24 protein-coding genes and 3 tRNA genes are annotated in these 24,084 nt (G+C 44.2%); 17 read left to right on the plus strand and 10 right to left on the minus strand.

Features of this window, described 5'->3' with window-relative positions:
• Window positions 1-683: 683 nt before the first annotated feature.
• On the minus strand, window positions 684-1,535 hold the full coding sequence (gene pssA / locus KO533_RS16595) for a CDP-diacylglycerol--serine O-phosphatidyltransferase (protein ID WP_219255230.1): 852 nt from the start codon (window positions 1,533-1,535) through the stop codon (window positions 684-686).
• Between the two features lie 94 nt (window positions 1,536-1,629).
• Here pssA and KO533_RS16600 point away from each other — a divergent pair, with 94 nt between their 5' ends.
• Complete coding sequence (locus KO533_RS16600) at window positions 1,630-2,097, plus strand: DUF4124 domain-containing protein (protein ID WP_173496967.1); 468 nt, start codon at window positions 1,630-1,632, stop codon at window positions 2,095-2,097.
• 278 nt (window positions 2,098-2,375) lie between these two features.
• Here KO533_RS16600 and clpB read toward each other — a convergent pair whose 3' ends face one another.
• The 3 genes from clpB to rluD all read right to left on the minus strand — a co-directional run bounded on the left by clpB (window position 2,376) and on the right by rluD (window position 6,858).
• Window positions 2,376-4,949, minus strand: coding sequence for an ATP-dependent chaperone ClpB (gene clpB, locus KO533_RS16605; RefSeq protein WP_105249964.1), 2,574 nt, complete (start codon window positions 4,947-4,949; stop codon window positions 2,376-2,378).
• 199 nt (window positions 4,950-5,148) lie between these two features.
• Window positions 5,149-5,883 carry a peptidoglycan editing factor PgeF gene (pgeF, locus tag KO533_RS16610; protein WP_219255232.1) on the minus strand — a complete coding sequence of 245 codons (735 nt, stop codon included), beginning with the start codon at window positions 5,881-5,883 and terminating at the stop codon, window positions 5,149-5,151.
• Window positions 5,884-6,858 carry a 23S rRNA pseudouridine(1911/1915/1917) synthase RluD gene (gene rluD, locus KO533_RS16615; protein ID WP_212601714.1) on the minus strand — a complete coding sequence of 325 codons (975 nt, stop codon included), beginning with the start codon at window positions 6,856-6,858 and terminating at the stop codon, window positions 5,884-5,886.
• 122 nt (window positions 6,859-6,980) lie between these two features.
• Here rluD and KO533_RS16620 point away from each other — a divergent pair, with 122 nt between their 5' ends.
• The 6 genes from KO533_RS16620 to hmpA all read left to right on the plus strand — a co-directional run bounded on the left by KO533_RS16620 (window position 6,981) and on the right by hmpA (window position 11,575).
• The gene (locus tag KO533_RS16620) at window positions 6,981-7,742 is read left to right on the plus strand and encodes an outer membrane protein assembly factor BamD (protein WP_105249967.1); all 762 of its coding nucleotides are present in this window, start codon (window positions 6,981-6,983) and stop codon (window positions 7,740-7,742) included.
• A gap of 229 nt (window positions 7,743-7,971) precedes the next feature.
• Window positions 7,972-8,047 (plus strand) — tRNA-Phe (locus tag KO533_RS16625).
• A gap of 54 nt (window positions 8,048-8,101) precedes the next feature.
• Window positions 8,102-8,188, plus strand: a tRNA-Leu gene (locus KO533_RS16630).
• A gap of 68 nt (window positions 8,189-8,256) precedes the next feature.
• Window positions 8,257-8,343 (plus strand) — tRNA-Leu (locus tag KO533_RS16635).
• 165 nt (window positions 8,344-8,508) lie between these two features.
• Window positions 8,509-10,134 carry a methyl-accepting chemotaxis protein gene (locus KO533_RS16640; RefSeq protein WP_219255234.1) on the plus strand — a complete coding sequence of 542 codons (1,626 nt, stop codon included), beginning with the start codon at window positions 8,509-8,511 and terminating at the stop codon, window positions 10,132-10,134.
• Between the two features lie 247 nt (window positions 10,135-10,381).
• Window positions 10,382-11,575: an NO-inducible flavohemoprotein gene (hmpA, locus tag KO533_RS16645; protein ID WP_219255236.1), complete on the plus strand. Its 1,194-nt coding sequence runs from the start codon at window positions 10,382-10,384 to the stop codon at window positions 11,573-11,575.
• Between the two features lie 96 nt (window positions 11,576-11,671).
• Here hmpA and KO533_RS16650 read toward each other — a convergent pair whose 3' ends face one another.
• Window positions 11,672-12,394: a 16S rRNA pseudouridine(516) synthase gene (locus KO533_RS16650; RefSeq protein ID WP_219255238.1), complete on the minus strand. Its 723-nt coding sequence runs from the start codon at window positions 12,392-12,394 to the stop codon at window positions 11,672-11,674.
• 160 nt (window positions 12,395-12,554) lie between these two features.
• On the opposite strand from KO533_RS16650, the gene KO533_RS16655 reads away from it, so the two are divergent.
• A complete protein-coding gene (locus KO533_RS16655; protein WP_028759267.1) occupies window positions 12,555-13,481 on the plus strand; it encodes a hypothetical protein in 927 nt (308 codons plus the stop codon).
• Between the two features lie 106 nt (window positions 13,482-13,587).
• On the opposite strand, the gene KO533_RS16660 is transcribed toward KO533_RS16655, so the two are convergent.
• A complete protein-coding gene (locus tag KO533_RS16660) occupies window positions 13,588-14,223 on the minus strand; it encodes a metalloregulator ArsR/SmtB family transcription factor (RefSeq protein ID WP_219255240.1) in 636 nt (211 codons plus the stop codon).
• A gap of 147 nt (window positions 14,224-14,370) precedes the next feature.
• Here KO533_RS16660 and KO533_RS16665 point away from each other — a divergent pair, with 147 nt between their 5' ends.
• Both KO533_RS16665 and KO533_RS16670 read left to right on the plus strand, forming a co-directional pair.
• Complete coding sequence (locus KO533_RS16665; protein ID WP_219255242.1) at window positions 14,371-14,985, plus strand: NAD(P)H-dependent oxidoreductase; 615 nt, start codon at window positions 14,371-14,373, stop codon at window positions 14,983-14,985.
• Between the two features lie 56 nt (window positions 14,986-15,041).
• Entirely contained in the window at window positions 15,042-15,458 is a 417-nt protein-coding gene (locus KO533_RS16670; protein WP_219255244.1) for a VOC family protein, read from the plus strand.
• 76 nt (window positions 15,459-15,534) lie between these two features.
• Here KO533_RS16670 and KO533_RS16675 read toward each other — a convergent pair whose 3' ends face one another.
• Window positions 15,535-15,873, minus strand: coding sequence for a DUF1971 domain-containing protein (locus KO533_RS16675; protein ID WP_219255246.1), 339 nt, complete (start codon window positions 15,871-15,873; stop codon window positions 15,535-15,537).
• A gap of 240 nt (window positions 15,874-16,113) precedes the next feature.
• On the opposite strand from KO533_RS16675, the gene KO533_RS16680 reads away from it, so the two are divergent.
• Entirely contained in the window at window positions 16,114-16,584 is a 471-nt protein-coding gene (locus tag KO533_RS16680; RefSeq protein ID WP_219255296.1) for a YcxB family protein, read from the plus strand.
• A gap of 68 nt (window positions 16,585-16,652) precedes the next feature.
• Here KO533_RS16680 and KO533_RS16685 read toward each other — a convergent pair whose 3' ends face one another.
• Entirely contained in the window at window positions 16,653-17,216 is a 564-nt protein-coding gene (locus KO533_RS16685) for a GPR1/FUN34/YaaH family transporter (protein WP_113939919.1), read from the minus strand.
• Window positions 17,217-18,032: 816 nt separating this feature from the next.
• Between KO533_RS16685 and KO533_RS16690 the strand changes: the two genes are divergently transcribed.
• The 5 genes from KO533_RS16690 (at window position 18,033) to KO533_RS16710 (ending at window position 21,904) form a co-directional block, all read left to right on the plus strand.
• Window positions 18,033-18,269: a hypothetical protein gene (locus tag KO533_RS16690; RefSeq protein ID WP_028759260.1), complete on the plus strand. Its 237-nt coding sequence runs from the start codon at window positions 18,033-18,035 to the stop codon at window positions 18,267-18,269.
• Window positions 18,270-18,631: 362 nt separating this feature from the next.
• Window positions 18,632-19,495 carry a MipA/OmpV family protein gene (locus KO533_RS16695; RefSeq protein WP_113939918.1) on the plus strand — a complete coding sequence of 288 codons (864 nt, stop codon included), beginning with the start codon at window positions 18,632-18,634 and terminating at the stop codon, window positions 19,493-19,495.
• Window positions 19,496-19,500: 5 nt separating this feature from the next.
• Window positions 19,501-19,911 carry a DUF3019 domain-containing protein gene (locus tag KO533_RS16700; protein ID WP_028759258.1) on the plus strand — a complete coding sequence of 137 codons (411 nt, stop codon included), beginning with the start codon at window positions 19,501-19,503 and terminating at the stop codon, window positions 19,909-19,911.
• Window positions 19,911-20,624, plus strand: a complete 714-nt coding sequence (locus KO533_RS16705; RefSeq protein ID WP_006080570.1) for a response regulator — start codon at window positions 19,911-19,913, stop codon at window positions 20,622-20,624. The genes KO533_RS16700 and KO533_RS16705 overlap by 1 nt, the downstream gene beginning before the upstream one ends.
• A gap of 11 nt (window positions 20,625-20,635) precedes the next feature.
• Window positions 20,636-21,904 (plus strand): ATP-binding protein, encoded by a 1,269-nt coding sequence (locus tag KO533_RS16710; RefSeq protein WP_168825043.1) that lies wholly within the window; start codon window positions 20,636-20,638, stop codon window positions 21,902-21,904.
• A gap of 111 nt (window positions 21,905-22,015) precedes the next feature.
• Here KO533_RS16710 and KO533_RS16715 read toward each other — a convergent pair whose 3' ends face one another.
• Window positions 22,016-22,321, minus strand: a complete 306-nt coding sequence (locus tag KO533_RS16715) for a DUF1289 domain-containing protein (protein WP_028759256.1) — start codon at window positions 22,319-22,321, stop codon at window positions 22,016-22,018.
• 176 nt (window positions 22,322-22,497) lie between these two features.
• On the opposite strand from KO533_RS16715, the gene KO533_RS16720 reads away from it, so the two are divergent.
• Window positions 22,498-23,034, plus strand: coding sequence for a DUF4136 domain-containing protein (locus KO533_RS16720; RefSeq protein ID WP_219250280.1), 537 nt, complete (start codon window positions 22,498-22,500; stop codon window positions 23,032-23,034).
• 94 nt (window positions 23,035-23,128) lie between these two features.
• On the opposite strand, the gene cysM is transcribed toward KO533_RS16720, so the two are convergent.
• Window positions 23,129-24,007 (minus strand): cysteine synthase CysM, encoded by an 879-nt coding sequence (gene cysM, locus KO533_RS16725; protein ID WP_219255248.1) that lies wholly within the window; start codon window positions 24,005-24,007, stop codon window positions 23,129-23,131.
• Between the last annotated feature and the right edge of the window lie 77 nt (window positions 24,008-24,084).

The raw sequence follows: 24,084 nt of genomic DNA on the forward strand, positions 1-24,084 counted from the left end.
CAATTCATACATTACTGTATGTACATATTACTATGAACACTCAATCATGCTTCCCATTAAGGAGAATGACTTGAAAACATTGATTTAAATTTTTGACTGCCAACCCGAAGGCTAAGCAGCTTCGATTAACTCAACACCTGTGAGTGTCCACACAGATTTCTTGTTTTATCTTGTTAAAGAGCAACTCAACCTCATAAGAGAAGGTGAGTACCACACTGAGCGTCGAACGTTTCCAGTTGGCTAGGGCTGCGCATTCTACGCATTTCCCGTTTCGCGTCAAGGAGTTTTTACAAACTTTCTCAACACTCATCAATCAGTAAACTCATCAATGAACTGTCACACCAGGCTGCTTAACGCTGTCTGCCGTGTCAGTGGATGCGCATTATAGGCAGTGAAACTTTTTGTGCAAGGGCTTTTTTAACAATCTGCGCCAAGCGAATAAATAACCACCAAACTGCAGAAATATACTGCAATACTGAGCAATATCGCTGTTTGGGTTGATAAGTTTGGCAGAAGGAATAGCCTATTGCTGGAGTTTTAATAGATTGAATGGGCATAAACAGAAGTTGATAGCTATTTTTCGTAATATCTATCAGCAAACCTCTAAAAGCGTTATGCCCAGTGTGATGTCTTACTCTTGTTTGCACCTAGCTAATGATAAGCACTGATCAAAAGCACGAGCCCTAAGATTTATGCTCTTCTTGTTTCTCTTTTTCGATACTTGTAGCGCTTTGTGTTTGTGCTGCAGCTTGGGTTGAGTGATTGATCTCGACATTCGTCACCGTATCATCACCGACAATATGCGCGACTTTGAGTTTCCTTACCGTTCTGATAGTAATGATCGGGCCTGAAATCGCATATAAGTAGAAGCCGACACATAAGATCAATGCAGGTTGAACTGACACCACCACAAATACACCGACGACCAGTAAGATCACGATAAAGTTAACCTTGCCACGCCAGTCAATTTCTTTAAAAGAGTGATAGCGAAAATTACTGACCATCAATAAACCAGTTGCCGCAGTCACAAGGGCTGCAATCCAACTGATATTTTTTCCATCGAGACTGTATTGATTACCAAGCCAAATGCTGCCAGCAATAACAGCTGCAGCGGCCGGACTAGCGAGACCTTGAAAATAACGCTTATCGGCAACGCCAACTTGCGTATTAAATCGAGCGAGCCTGAGTGCCGCACCTGCACAATAAATAAATGCCGCCAACCAACCAATTTTACCTAAGTCGGCTAATGCCCAATTGTAGGCGAGTAGTGCTGGCGCCATTCCGAAGGACACCATATCCGCCATACTGTCGTATTCGGCACCAAAATCACTTTGGGTATTAGTCAGTCTTGCCACTCGACCATCGAGACCATCACAGATCATGGCTATAAAAATGGCTATTGCAGCAGCTTCAAAGTTAGCATTCATGGAAGCAATCACAGCATAAAAGCCAGAAAACAATCCTGCTGTCGTAAAAAGATTAGGCAGTAAATAGATACCTTTATTCTTTACTGTTTGATTTGAAGAATTTTGCATACACTTATTACGCTAGTTCAGTGAAGAGAAGTTAGCTTTCAAGATAACATATTTTATTATCATGTCGATGAGAGACCAGTTAGGGATAATTTCGATGTTAAAAGTGAACATGTTCAGAATAATACTGTATCGATGGCTCTGGCTCGGCCTTTTCATTAGCCCCGTTTCTGCGGGCGTTATCTATACTTGGGTCGACGAAAATGGGGTGACGCATTACAGCCAACAAGCCCCGCAACAAGAAAACATCAAAGCAGAAAAGCTCTACAGTGAAGATTTAGAGCAGGCGAAAGTGGGTTTTATCGCACCGGTAAAGAAAGTTGAGCCAACTTCTAAAGCCAATGAATTAGAAAAGTCAGCGGCGCTGATTAAAGAAAAAGACGCCAAACAGGCTAACTCCATTTGTGAGAGTGCAAAACACAATTTAGAAATACTCACAACGCACACTAAGCTTATCCGCCAAACTTCCGATTCGGGTGAATCTGTCGCTATGACTGAAGAAGATCGCCAAGCCTCGATTGCCCAGCAGCAGGAAAGAATCAAACTCTTCTGTGATAAGAAGTAGCCAAATTTACTATGCCACTACATTAATGAACAACGATTAACGCTGATGCAATAAAAAAGGAGCCGAGTTAAAAACTCGGCTCCTTTCGTTTTAGTGCTTGAAGCGGGAGCGATACTGACTAAAACAGCGCTATCTCTTATTGCAAGATAGTTTATTTCAAGCTCGTTCATTCAAGAACGCTTATTTCAGTTCGCCTATTTCAACATATCCAACTTCAAGCTTGCGATTAACGTATCGCATTCAAACAACACACTAAATGACTAGCTACTGGTCACAGGTTATTGCTCGAACACTAACTCGCCACCCGCACAACTGACCTTGATCGGTTTACCCGGTAACAAGTCACCACGCAGTAATTTCTGCGCCAGCGGGTTTTCGACTTCTTGCTGCAATGCCCGTTTCAACGGTCTTGCACCATACACAGGATCGAAACCAATTTCCGCAATCAGTGATAATGCGTCGTCGGTGATCTCCAATGTATAGTCCTTTTCAGCCAAACGTTGGCGTAAGGAAGCAATCTGTATCGAAGCAATACGCTTGATATTGGCAGCATCCAATGGATGGAACACCACAGATTCATCGATACGGTTTAAAAACTCGGGTCTGAAACTGTGAGTGACCACATTCATTACCGCCGCTTTCATCTCTGCATAGGTCACTTGACCAAATCCTTCTTGGATAATGTCGGAGCCTAAGTTCGAGGTCATGATAATCACTGTATTTCTAAAATCTACAGTACGACCTTGACCATCGGTTAAGCGTCCATCATCAAGCACTTGCAGTAAGATGTTAAACACATCGGGATGCGCTTTCTCGACTTCGTCGAGCAATATCACTGAATAAGGTTTGCGACGAACGGCTTCCGTTAAGTAACCGCCCTCTTCATAACCTACGTATCCAGGAGGCGCCCCCACTAAACGCGATACTGAGTGTTTCTCCATAAACTCAGACATATCAATGCGCACTAAAGCCGATTCGGTATCAAATAAGAACCTCGCCAGTGATTTACACAGCTCAGTTTTACCTACACCCGTTGGGCCTAAGAACAGGAACGAGCCAATCGGGCGATTTGGATCCGCCAGACCCGCGCGGCTACGACGAATCGCATTCGCAACCGCATCGACGGCTTCGTTTTGGCCGATCACTCGTTCATGCAGCGCCACTTCCATTTGCAGTAATTTTTCGCGCTCGCCTTCAAGCATTTTCGATACGGGTATTCCCGTCGCTTTCGACAATACTTCGGCGATTTCGAACTCAGTAACCTTGTTACGCAATAACGTCATGTCCTGCATTTCGGCTTGCGATGCCAAATCGAGCTGTTTTTCAAGCTCAGGAATACGACCGTATTGCAGCTCAGACATCCGAGTTAAATCACCCGCACGACGCGCCACTTCTAAGTCCATTCGAGCCTGCTCGAGATCGGCTTTTATGTGCTGAGTGCCCGCTAACGCGGCTTTTTCAGTACGCCAGATTTCGTTCAACTCTGAAGCTTTCGCTTCAACGTCACGTAATTCCTCTTGCAGATGGTCAAGCCTGCGACGACTCGCCTCATCATTTTCTTTGGCTAACGCTTGCTCCTCCAGTTTGAGCTGGATAGCACGACGTTCGAGTCGGTCGAGTGACTCAGGTTTTGAGTCCATCTGCATGCGGATGCTCGATGCCGCTTCATCGATCAAATCGATCGCTTTATCGGGTAACTTACGGTCCGACACATAACGGTGCGACATGGTCGCCGCCGCCACAATCGCCGGATCGGTAATTTCCACATGGTGATGCAGCTCGTAACGTTCTTTCAGTCCACGCAAAATGGCGATGGTGTCTTCAACGCTTGGCTCATCCACCAGCACTTTTTGGAAACGACGTTCAAGCGCCGCATCTTTTTCAATATACTGACGATACTCATCAAGCGTGGTCGCGCCCACACAGTGCAAGTCACCACGCGCTAACGCAGGTTTGAGCATGTTACCCGCATCCATTGCGCCTTCACCTTTACCGGCGCCGACCATAGTATGCAGCTCGTCGATGAAGAGGATCACTTGACCTTCTTCCTGTGACAACTCATTAAGTACCGCTTTTAAACGCTCTTCGAACTCACCACGATATTTAGCGCCCGCAATCAATGAGCCCATATCGAGGGATAAGACACGCTTATTTTTAATCCCCTCGGGGACTTCACCATTAACGATACGCTGAGCAAGTCCTTCAACAATCGCCGTTTTACCCACACCCGGTTCACCGATAAGGACGGGGTTATTTTTACTGCGACGTTGTAACACTTGGATCGTACGGCGAATTTCATCGTCACGGCCGATCACAGGATCTAACTTGCCTTGTTCAGCTCGCTCGGTCAGATCGATAGTAAATTTCTTCAACGCTTGGCGTTGATCTTCAGCGTTCGGATCATCCACTTTTTGGCCGCCACGCATTTGTTCAATGGTTTGCTCCATCAACTCTTTGGTCGCGCCCGCTTTTTTCAACGCTTGCGCAAGAGCATCGGCACCTTCTAACGCAGCTAATACAAATAATTCGCTAGAGATATATTTGTCTTTACGCTTTTGCGCCAATTTATCACACAGGTTTAATAAACGGATTAAACCTTGGGATAATTGTACATCGCCGCCAGTCCCTTCAACTTGAGGTAAGCGTTCCAGCTCTTGACTCAAGAGCGAACGCAGCGCACTCACTCGAATGCCAGCTTGGGTCAATAAGGGATGGATTGAACCTGAATCTTGGTTCAACAATGCCATCATCAAATGCAGCGGTTCAATAAACTGATGATCACGCCCAAGTGCGAGTGACTGGGCATCAGAGATGGCAAGCTGAAATTTATTGGTCATACGATCGAGTCGCATACAGCCTCCTAACACTCATATAGTAGAGATATGCCAATCCACAAGACATCTTGCCAATTTAGTGGCTTTAAAATCAGTACCGCTAATGGAGAGATCTAAATAGGATTGGTATTACATTTCGTTAGTTAAAAGATGGGGGCTATTTAGCCAAATTCAAGCGAATAACGCGCAAATAAATACAAACTGTAGGGGAATTAGCTTAAGACTTAAGCCAGATCAATGAAGCCATGCGTCCCGTCACCTTATCGCGACGATAAGAGAAGTAATCCGTGTCGCTGACTGTGCAGATATCTGCGCTATAAATATGGTTTATCCCGAGTAAACTCAAGCGTAATGTAGCCAAGCCAATAATATCGGCAAGATACTTGTTACCACTTGGAATAAAACACACTGCCGCTTGCGGATGTAAAGTACAAAAGGCTTGCTGTACTTCAACACCGACTTCAAATTTTTGTGGACCAATAGCCGGGCCGAGGTAGGCAATCAACTCATCCATAGGTGAACTAAACTGCGCCGCGGTGGCCTCAATCACGCCATCACATAAACCACGCCAACCGGCATGGGCTGCAGCCACTTCGGTTCCCGCTTGATTACACAACAACACAGGTAAACAATCGGCAGTCATTATAGCGCAAACTTGGCTCGCGGTTCGGCTGTAACTGGCATCGGCAATCGGTGTATCCACAGCAGGAGCTAAGCTCAGCGCATCTAAATTAAGCACATGAGTACCATGCACTTGCTCGAGCCAGACAGGCTCGGCGGTTAACGCTAATTGTTTGCAGAGTAATTCACGATTAGCCATCACCAGCTCAGGCGCATCACCGACGTGCAGTCCAAGATTCAAACTGTCATAGGGATGCACGCTCACACCGCCATGACGATTTGTCATAGCGATGCCAACATTAGCGGGAACAGGCCAATCGTGATTAAACACTTACAAATACTCGATCGGATGCTCGACCGTGTCTTGACGCAGTGCTTTCGTCAAAATCACCATGTCTTCAGGAATTGGCGCGTGCCAGCTCATGATTTCACAACTCACAGGATGCGCTAATTCAAGACGCACTGCGTGCAGAGCTTGGCGCTTGAAGTTTTTCAGAATATCAAAAAACTCTGGGCTGGCCCATTTCGGCGGTTTTGGACGACCACCATACACAGGATCGCCCACTAATACGTGGCCAATGTATTCCATGTGCACACGAATTTGGTGAGTACGGCCAGATTCAAGGCGCAATCTTAGACGAGTGTGATTACGGAATTTTTCCGCCACACGATAATGCGTCACAGCTGGTTTACCTGAGTGATGCACCGCCATATGAGTACGTTTCGTTGGATGACGACCAATCGGCTCATCAACAGTACCGCCACCTGTCATAGTCCCCATCACAATCGCTTCGTATTCACGAGTGATTTCACGGGCCTGCAAGGCGGCAACTAAATGGGTTTGCGCTTCAACGGTTTTGGCTACAACCATTAAACCTGTAGTATCCTTGTCCAGACGGTGCACAATACCAGCACGTGGTACATGCTCAATATCGGGACAATGGTGCAATAGTGCATTCATCAAAGTGCCATCGGCATTGCCTGCACCAGGGTGAACCACGAGTCCCGCTTGCTTGTTGATCACAATAATGTCGTCATCTTCATAGACGATATCCAGATCAATGGCCTGTGCCGCTGCGTGAACTTCTTCTTCAAGAGTGGCATCTATGAGTATCTGTTGCAGCTCATAAACTTTCTCTCGGGGCTTATTAACGACAACGCCGTCAACATGAACTGCATCAGATAGGATCCATTCCTTGATGCGCGTGCGCGAGTAATCTGGGAACAACTCTGCTAGGGCCTGATCTAATCTCAGTCCAGTTTGTGTTGCCGAAATCTCGCTTTTTAGATTAATCTCTTGTGTCATAGGAACCGTATCCCCATTTAGGGGTCAAAAAATGTGTGCTATCTGTTACAATCGGATGTTTTCTATTTTATAGTGAAATGGAAAAATTCTTAACTACAACTTAAAAAGAATTGAATTCAAGTATGTATAAATTTTCCAAAGGCGTTACCTTAGTCCTATTTTCACTAGCGTTATCAGCCTGTAGCAGCAGCCCTGATGATAACGATATTGCCGCCAAAACGTCACCTGATGTACTTTATACTCAGGCAAGAACCTCTATGGAGCTTGGCAATTACTCTAAAGCTGTCCGTTCTTTGGAAGCGTTAGACTCACGCTTCCCATTCGGACCTCACAAAACTCAAGTCCAGTTAGACCTGATATATGCTTACTATAAAATGGACGATGTCGCTTCTGGTATTGCGAACATAGACAGATTTATCCGTCTTAATCCAACTCATCCAGATGTAGACTATGTGTTCTATATGCGCGGTTTAGTGAACATGCAAGCCGACAATTACATGTTCCACGACATGCTTAATATCGACCGAACCGATCGTGACCCTAAAAATGCTCAAGATGCTTTCAAAGATTTTGATCGTCTTATCAAAACCTACCCTAACAGCAAATATGCCGCCGATGCGCAAAAACGCATGTTAGCGTTGAAGAATCGCTTAGCAAAATATTCAATTCAAGTTGCCGAGTATTATCTCAAGATGAATGCATGGAGCGCCGCAGCAATCCGAGCACAATCTGTAATGGAAACATACCCTGGCACCCCTTCAAATGAACGGGCATTAGAGATAATGATAGAAGCTTATGGCGAATTAGGTCAGAGCAAGCTGAAGCAAAACGTGCTCATGGTAATGCAAGCTAACTTCCCAAACAATGAAATCTTATCAAACTAACCGAGAATGCCCCTTTAATAGGGGCATTTTTTTGCTTGGTGACCCTAGATAAGCCATAAATAGATAACGCTAAGTTCTCAGTGTGGATAGTGGTTTGGCTATTTTTATATCCTCAATACCAACACAAATGACACTTTCGTGTAAATCTTATCCAACTGAGTCACTTTTTCCGTTATTTAGTAAAAATCTATTGACTCAAAACCCGAAAAGCCTTTAAATTGCGCCCGTCGCCCGAATAGCTCAGTCGGTAGAGCAGAGGATTGAAAATCCTCGTGTCCCTGGTTCGATTCCGGGTTCGGGCACCATCTTTAAATGGGTTGCGATAGCGACTTATGTTAGAGAACTGCGATAGGTACAGTGCAGGTGTGGTGGAATTGGTAGACACGCCAGCTTCAGGTGCTGGTGCTCGCAAGGGCGTGGAGGTTCAAGTCCTCTCACCTGTACCAAATTGCAGTTCAAAAGTTAAGATTCACAGTGTTAAGATTGTCAATTCGATGAAATATCGAATAGCCATGCAGATGTGGTGGAATTGGTAGACACGCCAGCTTCAGGTGCTGGTGCTCGCAAGGGCGTGGAGGTTCAAGTCCTCTCATCTGTACCAACATTTAAACCTCGCCAAGCGAGGTTTTTTTGTATCTAAAGCAAAATAAATTTTCTGTAACTCTCCCCTCTTTCCTCAGATTTGCTATACCTATTGTTACAGACTCATCATAGGGATAGATAGAGTTCTGCCTAAAGGACTCTTTAGTTCACTGAGGCTATCCATATGAACGGTCTACAAATAAAACAAAAAATGTTTATCGGCATTCTGGTTCCGCTTGTAATGCTAATGACGATTGGTTTTCTCGCCATTAATATGATGGGTAAAATTGAATCGGGTGTTGAACGTATCTATGGCGATAGAGTTGTGCCACTAGACGATTTAAAAGTGATTGCTGATAAGTACGCGGTCGATGTTATCGATGCGGTCAATAAGGCGAACGCGGGTGGTTTCACCGCCTCTCAAGCAGCTGAAGCGCTAGACAGTGCCAAATCTACCATTACCCAGCATTGGCAAAAATACTTAGCCACTGAACTTACCTCAGAAGAATCCCGACTCGTAAAACAAGCCGAAGTGCTGTTCTTACCCGCGAATCAACAGATTGACACTCTGGTCTCACGCTTAAGAGGATTAAATGGTGATGTATCAAGCCAATTATCGGCCAATATCCTGCCGCTTTACCAAGTAATAGACCCCATCAGTAACCAAATATCTGAACTGATTGCACTGCAAATTCGCGTGGCAGGCGAAGAAAAAGATAGTGTGAATGCCATTTACCAATCTTCAATCACTATTTTTGTAGCATTAGCCTGTGCCGCCATGATTATCAGTATTGTGATTGGGCTCTGGGTCAATCGTAGCGTGATGAATCCTATTAATGACATTCTCAGTAAACTGAAGCTAATCCATCAAGACTCAGATCTTACCGTCAAATTCACTACTTTTAATCACGATGAGCTAGGACAAATATCCACTAGCCTCACCCAAGTTATTGAACACTTGCGGGGCATTCTTCATTCGATTGCCGAAGCGGCAAATACCGTTAATAGTTCAGCAAATGAGTTAAGTAGCTTCACGCAGGCAACCAATAAACGTATGCAACAGCAGCAAGCCGAAACGGAGCAAACTGCAACGGCCATGAATGAGATGACGGCAACGGTCGCAGAAGTCGCCCAAAGCGCATCTGCGGCGGCAGATTCAGCCAAAGATGCCGATACCTATGCCGCCAATGGCAATAATATTGTAATGCAATCGATTAGCAGTATGTCGCAATTATCTGATCAAATTCAAAAAACGGCACAAGTCATTGGATTTCTGTCTAATGAGAGCCAAAATATCGGCCGCGTACTCGATGTGATAAAAAGCATTGCCGAGCAAACCAATCTATTGGCATTAAATGCCGCCATTGAAGCGGCCCGCGCGGGGGAACAAGGCCGTGGCTTTGCAGTCGTTGCGGATGAAGTGCGGACCCTTGCGCAGCGCACCCAAAAGTCTACCCAAGAAATTGAGGCCATGATTGCCACACTACAACAAGGCGTTAAAGAAGCAGTTAACGCTATGGAAATAGGTATAAATCAAGTAGATGATGCTAATGATAAAGCTAATCAAGCAGGCCAAGCACTGAAAGAAATCGTCTCCTCAGTAGATAGCATCACAGAACTTAATACTCATATTGCGACCGCTGCCGAAGAACAAAGTAGCGTTGCCGAAAGCATTAATCGCAGTATTATTGCCATCAGCGATATTGCCGAACATTCCACCGCATCGGCGGCTGAATTAAGTGAATCTGTGGTTAATTTAACTAAACTCGCCAACAGTATGCGTAATCAAGTGAGTGCATTTAAACTCTAAGTCAAAAAACCACACCATGACTGCAATAAGCTTTGCCGTTGCAGTCAACCCCCTCAAATAACCCGTAACATATTGAAATAATACGTTTATTCACCCCCCCTATCTCGTACCCGCTTTGATAAAGCACTTCAAATGACCTTAATCACGCTTATCGGTAGCACGAATTGCGATCATCACTATTGATCCAAATCAAATAGATCTTTAAACTTATTTAACATTCATAATATTTGCACGTTAAGGATTTTCTATGTTGGACAGCCGTACAATCCAAGTTATCAAGAGCACTATCCCCTTACTCGAATCCGCAGGCCCTGCGCTGACGACCCATTTTTATGAACGTATGTTCAAACATAATCCTGAATTAAAAGATGTATTTAACTTGGCACACCAGCATTCTGGTGGCCAGCCTGTTGCCCTGTTCAACGCCGTCGCGGCTTATGCTAAAAATATTGAAAACTTAGCGGTGCTAAGTTCGACTGTCGAGCGCATTGCCCAAAAACATACAGGCTTTCTGATCAAGCCTGAGCAATATGCGATCGTCGGCAGCCACTTATTGGCCACCCTTAAAGAGTTAGGCGGCGATGCAGTAACAGAAGAAGTATTAGAAGCTTGGGCGCAGGCCTATGGATTTTTAGCAGATATATTTATTCAACGAGAAGCTCAAATTTATCAGTCAAATGCAGAACAAGATGGCGGTTGGGTGGGTGAGCGTCAGTTTATCATTAGCGCGAAAAAGACTGAGTCCACAGTCATTACCTCCTTCATATTGACGCCCGAAGATGGTAAACCAGTTAAAGATTTCATTCCCGGTCAGTACTTAAGTTTGAAGCTAAAACATCCCAATTTAGCATATGAAGAAATCCGCCAATATTCCCTATCCGATGCACCGAATGGCAACAGCTACCGCATCAGTGTGAAACGTGAATTAGGTGGCCAAGTGTCTAATCTGCTACACGATACCATGCATATCGGTGACAAAATTGCAGTTATGCCGCCGGCGGGAGATTTTATCTTAGAAGTCGGGGCGGACATCCCCGTAGTGCTCATTTCAGCTGGAGTGGGTCAAACACCGATGAAAAGCATGTTGAATCAATTGATCAAGTTGCAACATCCAAGTGCTATTACTTGGCTACATGCCTGTGAGCAAGGTGATGTACATGGCTTCAAACAGGCTATTCACACCAAGCGGCAGCAACATCATAATCTGAAGAGCCATGTTTGGTATCGCAAGCCGAGTTCAACCGATGTGGTTGGTACAGATTATGATTTCGAAGGACAAATGGAATTAAGCAAAGTCGCAGATCAACTGCTTCCCCATGCACGTTACTATTTCTGCGGGCCTATTGGATTCATGTCAGCCATCAAGCAACAATTACTCGTTCTGGGTGTCTCAGCTGAAAACATGCACTATGAAGTATTCGGCCCCCACGCCGATCTCTAATCCCATGTCACGGGCTTGGGACACTTGACTCTCAAGTCCATTTTTAGATTTAGAATACGCAGAATAATGGCTGATAAATTGAATTGCCCTATGTCTCTAAGCTACCGGTTTGCAGCGGATACAAGCCACTTCTGCGGCAGTCAGCATACGACTTTCGCCTGATGCCAGAGCTTCATCCAACACAATATCACCTATTGATAATCTATGTAGACCAACAACTGGGTTTCGAAAGCGACCAAACATCCGCTTAATTTGATGGTACTTACCTTCCTTTAAAGTCACTTCAGCAACATGATCAGCAAGGATCACCAATTTAGCAGGCTGAGTCATTATATCTTCAAAGCTGAAATACATACCTTCGGCAAATGCGGCGATATATTCTTCAGTTAATGGATTAGCTAAGGTGACGCGATACACTTTATCGACCTTATGCGTCGGTGACATTAGTGCATCAGACCAGCGGCTGTCATTGGTCAGTAATAACAAACCCGAAGAATTTAAATCTAGTCTACCCGCGATATGTAACTCATCACGGGCTTCGTAATCGAGCAAATCAATCACGGTTTTATGCTGAGTATCTTTAGTCGCGCTCACCACGCCAATCGGCTTATGCAACATCAAATAAACTGGCGTGTTGGCCTGTAATATTTGCCCATCGAGTTGGATGTGAGAAAACTCATCCACTTGCCTATCCATGTCCTTCACTATCAATCCATCGACACGAACTCGGCCCAAGAGTAACAATTCACGCACCTCTTTACGGTGAGTGTGTAACTGGGTACAAAGATAACGATCGAGTCGGCCGCGCTTAGACTGCATAACACCACAAATGACGAAATATGAATGGGATAGCCATTCTAGCAGGATGCGAGTTCAGGTCATAGCGAGCTAATACTGTAAGCATCACAGAGCTTATTTAGAGCAAAATTAGATCAAACTAGGCAAAATTTGTTAAGCTAGGCGTTCAATTCATCTTATTGTGAGTGGTTACCGCATCAAAAACTTATCTGCAAGTCCCGTTATGATACGTTCGAACCTGCTATTTTTAGCCTTGTTTTTAGTGATACTCGCGAGCTCATTCTTCACTCAAGCGAGCGATGCAGAAAATCCCCCTGAAGCGCCTCAACCTTTCGCCATCCATGATAAACCGCTGATAGAGCGCTACGTCTTCGATGAACTCAAATCCCTCAGATACGATCAACAGGATCTTGAGCGGCGCCTCACCATAGATATCACAGATCGCGAACTGGCCGTTGCCGACAAGTCGATGAATTACGCCAATGTCACTGTCACTTACTTCTTTTATATGATCGCCGGCGTCGCCTCTTTAGTCGCCTTTATCGGCTGGCAATCCCTGCGGGAAATCAAGACACATACCGCCAAACTGGCCGCGAATCAGCTGCAGAGTATTGCCGAACAATACGAAGAAAAGTTCAAATTACTCGAGCAAGAACTCAAGCATAAGAGCCGTACTATCACAGATAATAATCGTGAAATAGAAGTGATTAATGAAATTCATAATCTGTGGCTACGCGCCCAAAGTGCCCAGACACCCGAACAAAAAATTGAAGTCTACGATGAAATCCTCACGATTCGACCTGGAGACTTGGAAGCGCTGACCTACAAGGCCGATGCCGCAATGGAAATGCGCGAATTTAATTGGGCACAAAGCCTATGTAATCGTGTTTTGGAAGTTGACCCGACTAACGCCCATGCTTTTTATCAAAGAGCCTGCGCCTTTGCGTGTTTAGGTGTTGAAGATAGGGCAATTTCTGATTTGGAACGCGCTATCCATAACAGCGCATCCTTCAAAGAGCTAGCGTTGGATGAAGCTGATTTCTCACAACTTAAAGGGCATCCTCGTTTCGAAACCTTATTGGCCTATCACGAACCTGATAAGCCCTAAGCTCCGAGGTTTAAGCCCAGAACGAATGCTTAATATATAGCGTTAGCTTTCAGTGACGTTTTATCCCACAGATAAAACGCCTCAAGCAAACAACTTAAGTGCACTACTAGGCTATCGCCGCAACTTTAATTGCCGCAATTTTATATGCACAGCGGCGAGCACCTTCGATGATATGTTCTTCGCGGCTCACCACGGCAATATCAGCGAATAACTGCTGGAAAAGTTGCAACTCAGAGCGGCAAAAGTTCAAACATTTAGTCGCTGCGGCGCAGATTGGACAATGATTTTCGAGTAAAAAATACACGCCATCGATGTGTTCCATGGTCGCCATATAACCTTCGTTCGAGCGTAATTTCGCAAGTATGGCCAAACGTGTCGGAATATCAGTAGCCCCTTCCATTGCCGCACGATATTGGACTAACGCACTTTGCTCCCTGTGATCGATAAGCTTATCCAAGCCTTGGTCGCCAAAGATCATTTTTACCGAGTCAATCAACTGTACCGTCAATTCCTCATGGCGATCGGCAAAGTGAGTACGGCTTTGTTCAGTCAATCCCCAGTAACGTGTTGGACGACCGCGGCCTTCAACTCGATCCTCAATATCCACATCACCCATATCTTCCAAAGCTTGCAGATGTTGACGCACCCCCATAGTCGTTAACGCCAATTCCTCCGCTAAGGTTTTAGCGGTAAGCGGGCCATGCAACTTGAGTAATTGAATAATCTTATCAGTAGTTTTCATTGAGTCTCCCCGATTTCAGCCGAAGCATTATCTCCCAATCTCCGCAGCTTTAACAGATTAAATAAACTTTTTTATTTACTTTATCCTTTACAAGATTAAATAAAGCAATTACCTTACAAATAATTTATAAACAAATAGGTTTACTTAATGAAATTACTCATCATCAGCACCAGCCAAAGACCCGATTCACAAAGTGCTAAAGTCGGTCGTTATATCGCGGAAAGCAGTTTCTCATCTCCCCACACCATGGGTTACGACACGATACATCACTTAGAACTATGCCTGTTTAATCTGCCCTTTTGGGACGGAGAAGAAGACAACAAAGGTGAACACTGGCCCGAAATAGAACACAGAGTCGATGAAGCCGATGCGCTAGTGCTGATCACCCCGGAATGGGGCGGCATGGCATCACCATTACTGAAGAACTTTTTGTTGATGTGTACTCGCGAAGAGACCGCCCATAAACCCGCCTTATTAGTCTCAATATCGGATGGTATTAGCGGCACCTATCCTATTGTTGAAGTGAAGATGAATGCACTCAAAAACAATAAATTAGTGCCCATCCCCGATCACTTAATCATCCGGAATGTCAGCCATGTACTCAATGCAATCCCTGAGAGTGCCCGCGATATAGCGCTTAGGGAAAGAATGCAATACAGCTTATATATGCTGCATCAATACGCCCAAGCATTAGCCCCCATTCGTGAACAACATGCCAATCAAGCGTACCCAAAACAGCAGGAATACTGTTACGGTATGTAAGCGGCTTGAGATTTTAACCACCAGCAACAGACTAAAATCATTACAAGGAACGCATTATGATTCATTTAGAGCATATCAATTTAGTGGTAGACGACATCTCCGCAGCACTGCGCTTTTATCAAGCGGCTTTCCCCCATTGGCGTGTTCGCGGTGGCGATAAAGGCACTTGGTACGGCAAACCCCGTAATTGGATTCATTTTGGCGATGATTATCAATACATTGCTTTTAGTGACAATGGTGAAGGTGAAAACCGCGATTTGGCTGGTCATCAAATTGGACTGGCGCATTTTGCCTTTGTGACCGACAACTTAGATGCTGTGATAGCAAGACTGACCCAGGCAGGTTTCCCTATTGCCAAAGATGGCATGGAAGATCCCTATCGACGCAATATTTACTTCTTCGATGCCCATGGCTTTGAAGTGGAATTTGTGGAGTATTTAACTGATATTCCAAAGGAACGAAATCGCTATTAGCGTAAATCGTTATTAAAAAGAAGTAGCCAATGCAGCCAAGAACCGCATGTAGTAAATAGGGTGCAGGAGCCAGGTACTATTCGCTTCGCTCGGATTGTTGCTGCGCCACTATGGCCGAATCCTTATGGGCATAAAAGTGGAGTCTAAACTGAGTATCTTCGGTCAGTAGCTCCACTTTATGCCAATATTCAGGATGTGAAATGGCGGTTTCACCTGCGCGAATAATAACTTCTTTATCTAATTCGCCCCTGATACCCGTATAGCCATAAAACTTTAAGCTGCCCGTTAACACTTGGATCTGCCCATACACGCCAGCCTTAGTATTGTGCATATGAAGCAACATTTTAGGGACGTTGTCATGGTTGAAAACCGGCGTTGATTTGTAATTTACAAAATCTTTGGGGACTAAGGCCATGATGTTTGCACTCCTTGTGTCAAATCACGAAAATCGAACAATGCTTACGGCAAGACTAATATAGCCGTTGCCGTATTTCTGTCCAACTCATATCTTGACCTGTATTAACGAGCGGGTTTGAACGTCGAATTTGAAAACACCAAAGTGCTCATTCATGCTTGCAATAGCAAGGTTAGTTACTTTCATCACTGTAATCGCTACACTAACCCGCATTAAGTGCCACCTCAATTAGATGACATGATGCCAACGCCCTATTCATATTCCACAACGTATATTTTAGATAAAGCCCATTTCGATGAATGCTATACGCAATCAGTGGTACCAGATCCCACGCTCAAACCTTACTACAAAGCCATTGGATTAACACTGATAGGTATCGCGCTTATTTTCACCGATATTAGCCTTTATTTAGCTTACTTTTTTGTTGGGTTAGGTGTTATCGAAGCGCTCAATGTGAAGTATCACAAAGCATGGTGGTTGATGCGTCAGATGATGAGTAAAGCGGCCAGCAATGAGGTCACACTCACTATTGATGGGCAAGGGATTCATACTCAATCCATGTCTGTGACCAGCCAAATTTTATGGACCGACATTTACCGGATTAAAGAAACTGAAAAAGGCTTCTTGATCACCCACAAAGCAGGCACGAGTTATGTTTCTCTCCGTAGCTTAGATGAAGCAGCTGTGGCCTATATTAAAACTAAAATCTAGTACAGCTAACACCCATAAAAAAGGCTGATCTTCATCAGCCTTTTTTACAACTCTGCATTGCTGAATCGTTACTTTTTCAATTCACCCACCGGTAAAATCGTACGGCCATACTCATTATTAAGCACCTGCGCCATCGCAAAATAAATCGCACTCGCACCGCAAAGTATCCCTTCAAAGCCCGCAATAGTGCCAATCAAGGCGCTACCCGTAAAATCACGCGCCGCCAGCAGGAAAAATAAGATAGTTAAAGAAGCAAACACAAACTGTTTGGCTCTTGGATAACGCAAAGAACCCACAAACATAAATGCCGTGAATATGCCCCAAAGCGTTAAATACCAGCCCATAAAATACGTTGGACTCGCCGCAATGCCAGCATTAGGCATTAAAATGAGGCCCACTAGCGTTAACCAAAACAAACCGTATGAGGTAAATGCCGTCGTACCGAAAGTATCGCCGCGCATGAAACACATAATCCCCACAATCACTTGACCAATGCCGCCGTAAAAAATCCCCATGGCTAAGATCATAGAATCAATAGGGAAATATCCCGCATTATGAATGTTTAACAAAATTGTTGTCATACCAAAGCCCATTAAACCTAATGGCGCTGGATTAGCCAGTTTTGTAGACACAGAGTTCCCCTAGAGAAAAATCAACAATTCAATAAAAATCAATAGCATTTGCCATTAATCTTATGCACGCGCACCTGCGAGAGCGGCGCATTCTAGAGGATAGCTATAATCTTAGCAATGTAATCATCAAAAACAAACGAACACATAAAAATAAATAATAAAAACATAAAGTTAAAATAATAAACTGTAAAATAAAATTTAAACTAAAAAACACATAAAAATTAATTCTTTTTAATTCAATATTCTAGAAAAAAATGGTCTACAACATGCTTCATATCTCATTTTATATGACTTCTTATAACTACCGCATAATTCAGTTAACAGCGGCGATTAAACCTTCATTAAAAATCGACCATAAACAGTGATAATAATGCACTTTATCGCAAATAAGTCCTTAAAGTGATGTAAGCAGCACTTTTGAAAGAAATCCAAGTCCTACTGTACGCACAATTAAGCACACAATTAAGCGCATAAGTTAAACACATAAGTTTATGTGCAGAGTTTCATCAATAAATTTCAAACACAAGTTCAGAAGAGCCAACTTAGCACGCATGAGTTCAGAGGATGCTGTGAGCCTAACTCAAGCAGCAAAAGATGCTGAGAATGAATCAAACTAGAGCAAATAAAGTACACTTAGTCAGCCCATTTACTTGAAGCGAATCAAGGGAAAACAAGGTAAAAAATCTTAATCAAGAAAGGTAAAAATTATTTATATCTAAAACAGAATAGCAGTGATAAATTGCTGATGTTGGCACAGTGGTATTAAGAGAATGCTTCTTAATCTGTGGTTAACAATACATAACTAAAGGAAATAAAATGAATAAGTTATCAGCTGTTTTTACTCTATTGGCATTAGTAAGTTTCACTTCCTTTGCTGACGACTCCTCTTTACCGCCTGCACCAGCTGCCGATCTCGCTCAGTTGAAAGAAGTGTGCCAACAGATGGCCTCTGAAGATCAAGTCGAAAATGCTGAGCTAAAACAATATGTGCTTGATTGTGTAAACGATCAATTGACAGAAATGGGCTACAAGTCAGTTACTGAGGTCAATTAATCTTCATTCTAATCTCTGTGTTATTACCGCAAAGTAGGTTATTCGGCTTCAGTCTGTGCCATTCACACTTGCGAATGGCATTATTGTTTCCAAGCAACACAGCTATTACCTCATAATTAACATCATTTCAGTTACACTCGAAACTTATAAAACACAAAATTTAACATCCACAATTAACCGTACGAAAGCTGCCAAGATAAGCTTTTAGCATGACTATCAACATATTGTGCAATTCATAAATTTATTATTTAATTGATAGCTGTATCATTTTGCATCTCCGTGAATGAAACCACTGTTGAATTGAGCATAAAATGCTAATCTGTTTTCCTGTATTGTTAACCTCAGCCCTTAATCGTTAAATCATGTATCGTATTCTTTTTGTCCTCATTACAAGTTTAAGTATTTTGCCTGCAATCGGAATGGCGAAAGAAGCCTGTGCACCAGAAAATCAATGTATTGAGATGAACAACTGGGATCTAGGCATCGCCATAGGCTGGGGACAAAAAAGCAATCCGCTCAGGGATTTTGACGATATTCCATTGTTCTTTATTCCAACAGTGGCCTATTACGGCGAACACTGGTTCTTCGACAATGGTAATTTAGGTTATACCTTAGCCGAGCAAGAAAGCTTTACAATTAACTTAGTAACAAGTTATAGCTTAGATAGAGCCTACTTCTATCAATGGGACCCATCGAATATCTTTTTGAATCGTGGCACTCAAGTTGAAGCCAAAGCCATAAATAGTATGTATTTATCGACTGAGCCCGAGCCTGAGTTTAATTCCTTAGAGACTCGGAACTTCACCTTACTTGGCGGTGCCGAAGCATTCATCTATACGCGGCTCGGTATTATTAGATTGGCGTACACCCATGATATGTTTAATGTGCATCAAGGTTCGGAAGCACAAATAAAATGGACCTATGGCTGGGATTACGACCGTTTCATTTTTGAGTTTGCATTGGTATTTGATTGGAAAAGCCAAGATGTAGTGGATTATTATTACAGCGTTAGACCCAGTGAAAACGCCTATTGGAGCGAAAGATATCAAGCAAAATCAGGTTGGGATAAAGGTGCGGAAATGACGGCCCGTTACATATTAACTGACAATTGGGATCTACTGTTGGCAGTTCGTTACACTCTAATTGCCGATGAGATTGCCGCCAGTCCCTTGTTAGACCAAGACTATAGCAGCACCTACTTTATCGGCGCAGCCTATAGGTTCTAACGTTAGTGACACTGCCTCAGTTAAGCTTGCTTTGCTTTATAGGTCTAAGCCTCGGCTTGATGGGCCAAAGTTCAGCACAAGCCAAAACTCGCGACTCGGCACTCAAACTCACACCCGAAATTTGCATCACTAGTTCAGAAACTGAGGCCTGTGACGTCTATATAGAACTACAGTGGGAACTCGCTAAAGATGAGCTTATCTGTATCTTGTCCGACAACGCCGCCTATCCCAAATGGTGCAGTGATTCAGTTTCAACCCATACGTTAAGCATGAAAATCCACACTATGACGGATATTCAATTTGTCATGGTGAGTAAAGACAGTAACCAAACTTTGGCTGGTGCCAAACTTAAAATCACTTCTGCATCACAACCTCAGGTTCGCAGACGTTACCGCAACCCTTGGAGTTTATTTTAATGACAAGCCCACAATCGAACCACAGAGTATTATTGGTTGAAGACGACGTTCGCCTAGCAAACTTGATTGTAGATTACCTAAAATCCCATGGTATGCATGTTGAAGTTGAACGCCGTGGCGATACAGTGCTAACACGATTAATCAATTACAAGCCAGATATCATACTGTTAGACATTATGCTACCGGGCATGGATGGCCTCACTCTGTGTGAGAAACTGCCCGATTATTTCGCAGGTCCAATCCTATTGATGAGCGCACTTGGCTCAAGCGAAGATCAAATCAAAGGACTAGAACTCGGTGCCGATGACTACGTGGTCAAGCCCGTCGATCCTGCTCTGTTAGTTGCGCGGATCAACAACTTACTTCGCCGTCAGAATCAGCCACCACAGGCAGAATCACATTGTCTAACCTTCGGTAAATTGAGTATCGACCCGCATACCCATGCGATTCGTCTTAATGAAACTGAAATCGATCTCACCAGCCATGAATTCGAATTGCTGTGGTTACTGGCCTCGCAAGCGGGCCAAGTGCTCAGCCGTCAGTATATTTATCAGTTGTTACTCAATATTGATTTCGATGGTAAAGATCGAAAAATTGACGTGCGGATCTCTAGATTACGTAAAAAACTCAACGATAATATTGAGACACCTTTCAGAATTAAAACCGTTTGGGGACAAGGTTATCTCTTTGCTCCTGAAGCTTGGAATAACTAAGCACAAATACAGTGAAACGTCTCTTTATCAGTTTATATCTGCTACTCAGTCTCAGCGTGCTTGGGATTGGCTGGACACTCGACAGCCTGTGGCAGAAGAATGTTGATGACAATAATGCCCTCGATGCGCCGTTAGTGGCATTAGCGCAATTATTAGCGGAATTACCTCCCGATGCCCGCCAACGGTATCTGGAGGCGATCCCAGCGAACCCTGTGATGCCACTGCAATTACTCAATGCAGATCAAGTCGCGCTAGCAGATAATCAAGCGTTAAGCACAAGCAAGGTGTTCACCACCACGGCCAATGATGATAGCCTGCTGCAATTTATTCGAGTAGACGATCAAGTCTTAATGGCGGGGCCGCTGGACATCGATCCCAGAGCCAACCTTCGCAGCCTGTTCACCCTGTTCTTTTATTTATCACTCGCCCTTGTTGCGCTAATTTGGGTCGGCCCGCTTTCACGGGATTTGAGCATACTGCGTAAGGCCACCAAAGAATTTGGCGAAGCCAAATGGGACACGCGGATTACCCTGTCAAATCGCTCCCAAGTTAAGCCCTTAGCCAATACGTTTAACGAAATGGCGCGACATATCAGCGCCTTGATTGAGAACCAGAAACACCTTTCTAATGCGGTATCCCATGAGATCCGCACGCCACTGGCGAGGCTCAAATTCGCTCTTGCACTTATGCCTATGTATTGTCAGCCAGATTCGGACGAACAGAAGCGACAAGACTTTCTCGATGAAATGCAGCTCGACATCAAAGAAATGGAAGACTTACTTCAAGAACTGCTGACCTACGCCAGCTTAGAGTCACAGCGAGAAGGTATCCAGTTGGATGAGTACGATTTAATTAATCTCATCAATCAAAGTATTAAGCGCCTAGAAACCTTAAGTCCAACGCCTATAACGCTCAAAGCCGAAGTCGAAAAACTGCCCTTATTCGGAGAACCCGCATTAATCGAACGGGCACTACAGAATTTACTGACCAATGCACAACGCTTTGCCCGCACTGAAATCATCATTGAGGTTAAGCAGACCCAGCACAGGGTCAATTTAAGTGTGAGTAACGACGGCGAACCTATCCCTGCGGTGGATTTACCGAAAGTGTTCGAGCCATTTTATCGCAGCCAATCGGTACAGAATGGCAATAAAGGACATGGTTTAGGCCTTGCGATCATCAAACGGATTATGCAACGACATCAAGGGAATGTGAGTGTTACCAGTGATGCACAACATACTCGATTTAGTTTAATCTGGCCGAAGAAGCGTAAGCTGTAATAGGGATTGGGATTAAACGACTGCGGGTCTGTTATTCATCTAACGCGCTAATTCTACAAGTCAATTAAATAAGTCAGTTAAATAAGACTATTTAACAAAGTATTCAAGATATTAGTCTAGCTCGAAGCCACCAAAATCCAGATCGGCTTCGGGCTCAGGCTCAAAATTCAACTGTGGGTTTAACGCTGCTCTTTCTTGCTCTATTTGCGCTTGCCGTGCTTTCATCATCGCCAACTGGCGACGACGTTTACGTTGAGTACACAGGCGAATGACATCATACTTTTGCGCATCTGAAAACGTTAACCAATTGAATCTTTCGTCACGGCTTCGCAGGCAACCATTACAGTAACCGCGCGCATCGGTAACACACACACCGATACAAGGACTCGGGATATCAAAAAAGGCTAACTGTTCCATAACCCGCCGCTATTCCTATCTAAAAATGAACCATACTCAAAACGACCCGCGCTAAAAAAGATACCGTTGGATTGCATTCAAAACGATTCAAATACAACACGCTTATCTAAAGTACTTGCAGAAACAACCTTAATCAAGGCACATTGAACAGAGTTTGTACAACTTGGAGCACTATCATGGGATACCGTCACTTTGCCAGTCTGCTCGTCGCTGTTGCCTTATTAAGCGCTTGCAGCAGTAAACCGAAAAACGATTATGATCTCAATTACGACTTCACCGCACTACGCAGTTTTACCCAGTTAACACCACAGCCGACGGATGACCCGTTAAGCGCCCAGCGTATTCAAGTAGAAATTAACAACCAATTGACTCAAAAAGGGTTTGTAGAAAATACAGCGTCGCCGGACTTTAACGTCGCCTACGCCTTACTCACCCAAGATAAGCCCAAAGATTCAGGGCTATCCATTGGATTAGGCACAGGCACATTCGGAAATTCGGGCGGGATTGGAATAGGCACCAGTGTTGGCGTGCCGCTGGGGAGTGATACCGCTAAAATTCAAACCATTCAGATAGATATTGTCGATCCTAAGACCAAAGCTCTTATTTGGCGTGGCAGCGACAGCTATGATTTCGATGCAGGCGGTAACGAGAAAGCCCAAGATACCGCCAAAGCCGTCAACCGAATTTTGGCGCAATTCCCACCGAAAAAATGATCACGTTTTAAAGGGTAAAAATGGGCGTATCTCGCCCATTTTCACCCATCAAACATTCATATCGCTCAATATGCTTAAAGTAAAAATCTAGGACTCAGGAAAAAAGCCCTGACGAAAGGTAACGATCACCCCTATCACAGACAATCGCCACGACCACAGAACCCGGATATTGTTTAGCAATCTCCAGCGCAGCAAACACGGCACCGCCCGAACTGACTCCAGCACAAATCCCTTCCTCTCGCGCTAAGGTTCTCGCCATGGCTTTTGCATCTTGCTCTTCAATATCCATAACTAAATCAACCCAAGAAGCATCAAAAATCCCAGGCAAATATGCCTGCGGCCAACGCCGAATCCCAGGAATAGCACTGCCATCTGCGGGCTGAAGGCCGACAATAGTGATGTCGGGATTACAACTTTTAAGGTATTTTGACACACCCATTATGGTACCTGTCGTCCCCATACTTGACACAAAGTGGGTAATTTTGCCTAGACTCTGTTGCCAGATCTCAGGGCCTGTCGTGAGGAAATGGGCATTAGCGTTATCTTGGTTATTAAATTGATCCAGCACCTTACCTTTGCCTTCGCTTTGTAACTGCAGCGCCAAATCCCGCGCAGTCTCCATGTTATCCACTAGCATGAGCTCTGCGCCATAGGCTTGCATCGCATCCTTACGCTCCTGAGTCGAATTACTCGGCATAATCAGGATCATCTTGTATCCTTTGATTGCCGCCGCCATCGCCAGCGCAATCCCAGTATTGCCACTCGTTGCCTCAATAAGCGTATCACCAGGGCTTATTTCTTGGCGAAGTTCGGCCTGAATAATCATATTGAGTGCAGGACGATCTTTTACTGAACCCGCGGGGTTATTGCCTTCCAATTTTAATAGTACAGTGGAAGTACCACAGTTAAGCCGCTGCAAGCGAACCAGCGGAGTTTGCCCGATGCAGGCTTCAATTGTCGGAAAGTCAGACACTAGGATTATCCTTTACTTGATAAAAACAACTAAGCGATAGCCTATTCTAAGTCGGTTACCACTGACAAACACGGTGA

Origin of the sequence: Shewanella sp. NKUCC05_KAH, from assembly GCF_019345585.1 — a bacterium.
Lineage (GTDB): Bacteria > Pseudomonadota > Gammaproteobacteria > Enterobacterales > Shewanellaceae > Shewanella > Shewanella oncorhynchi.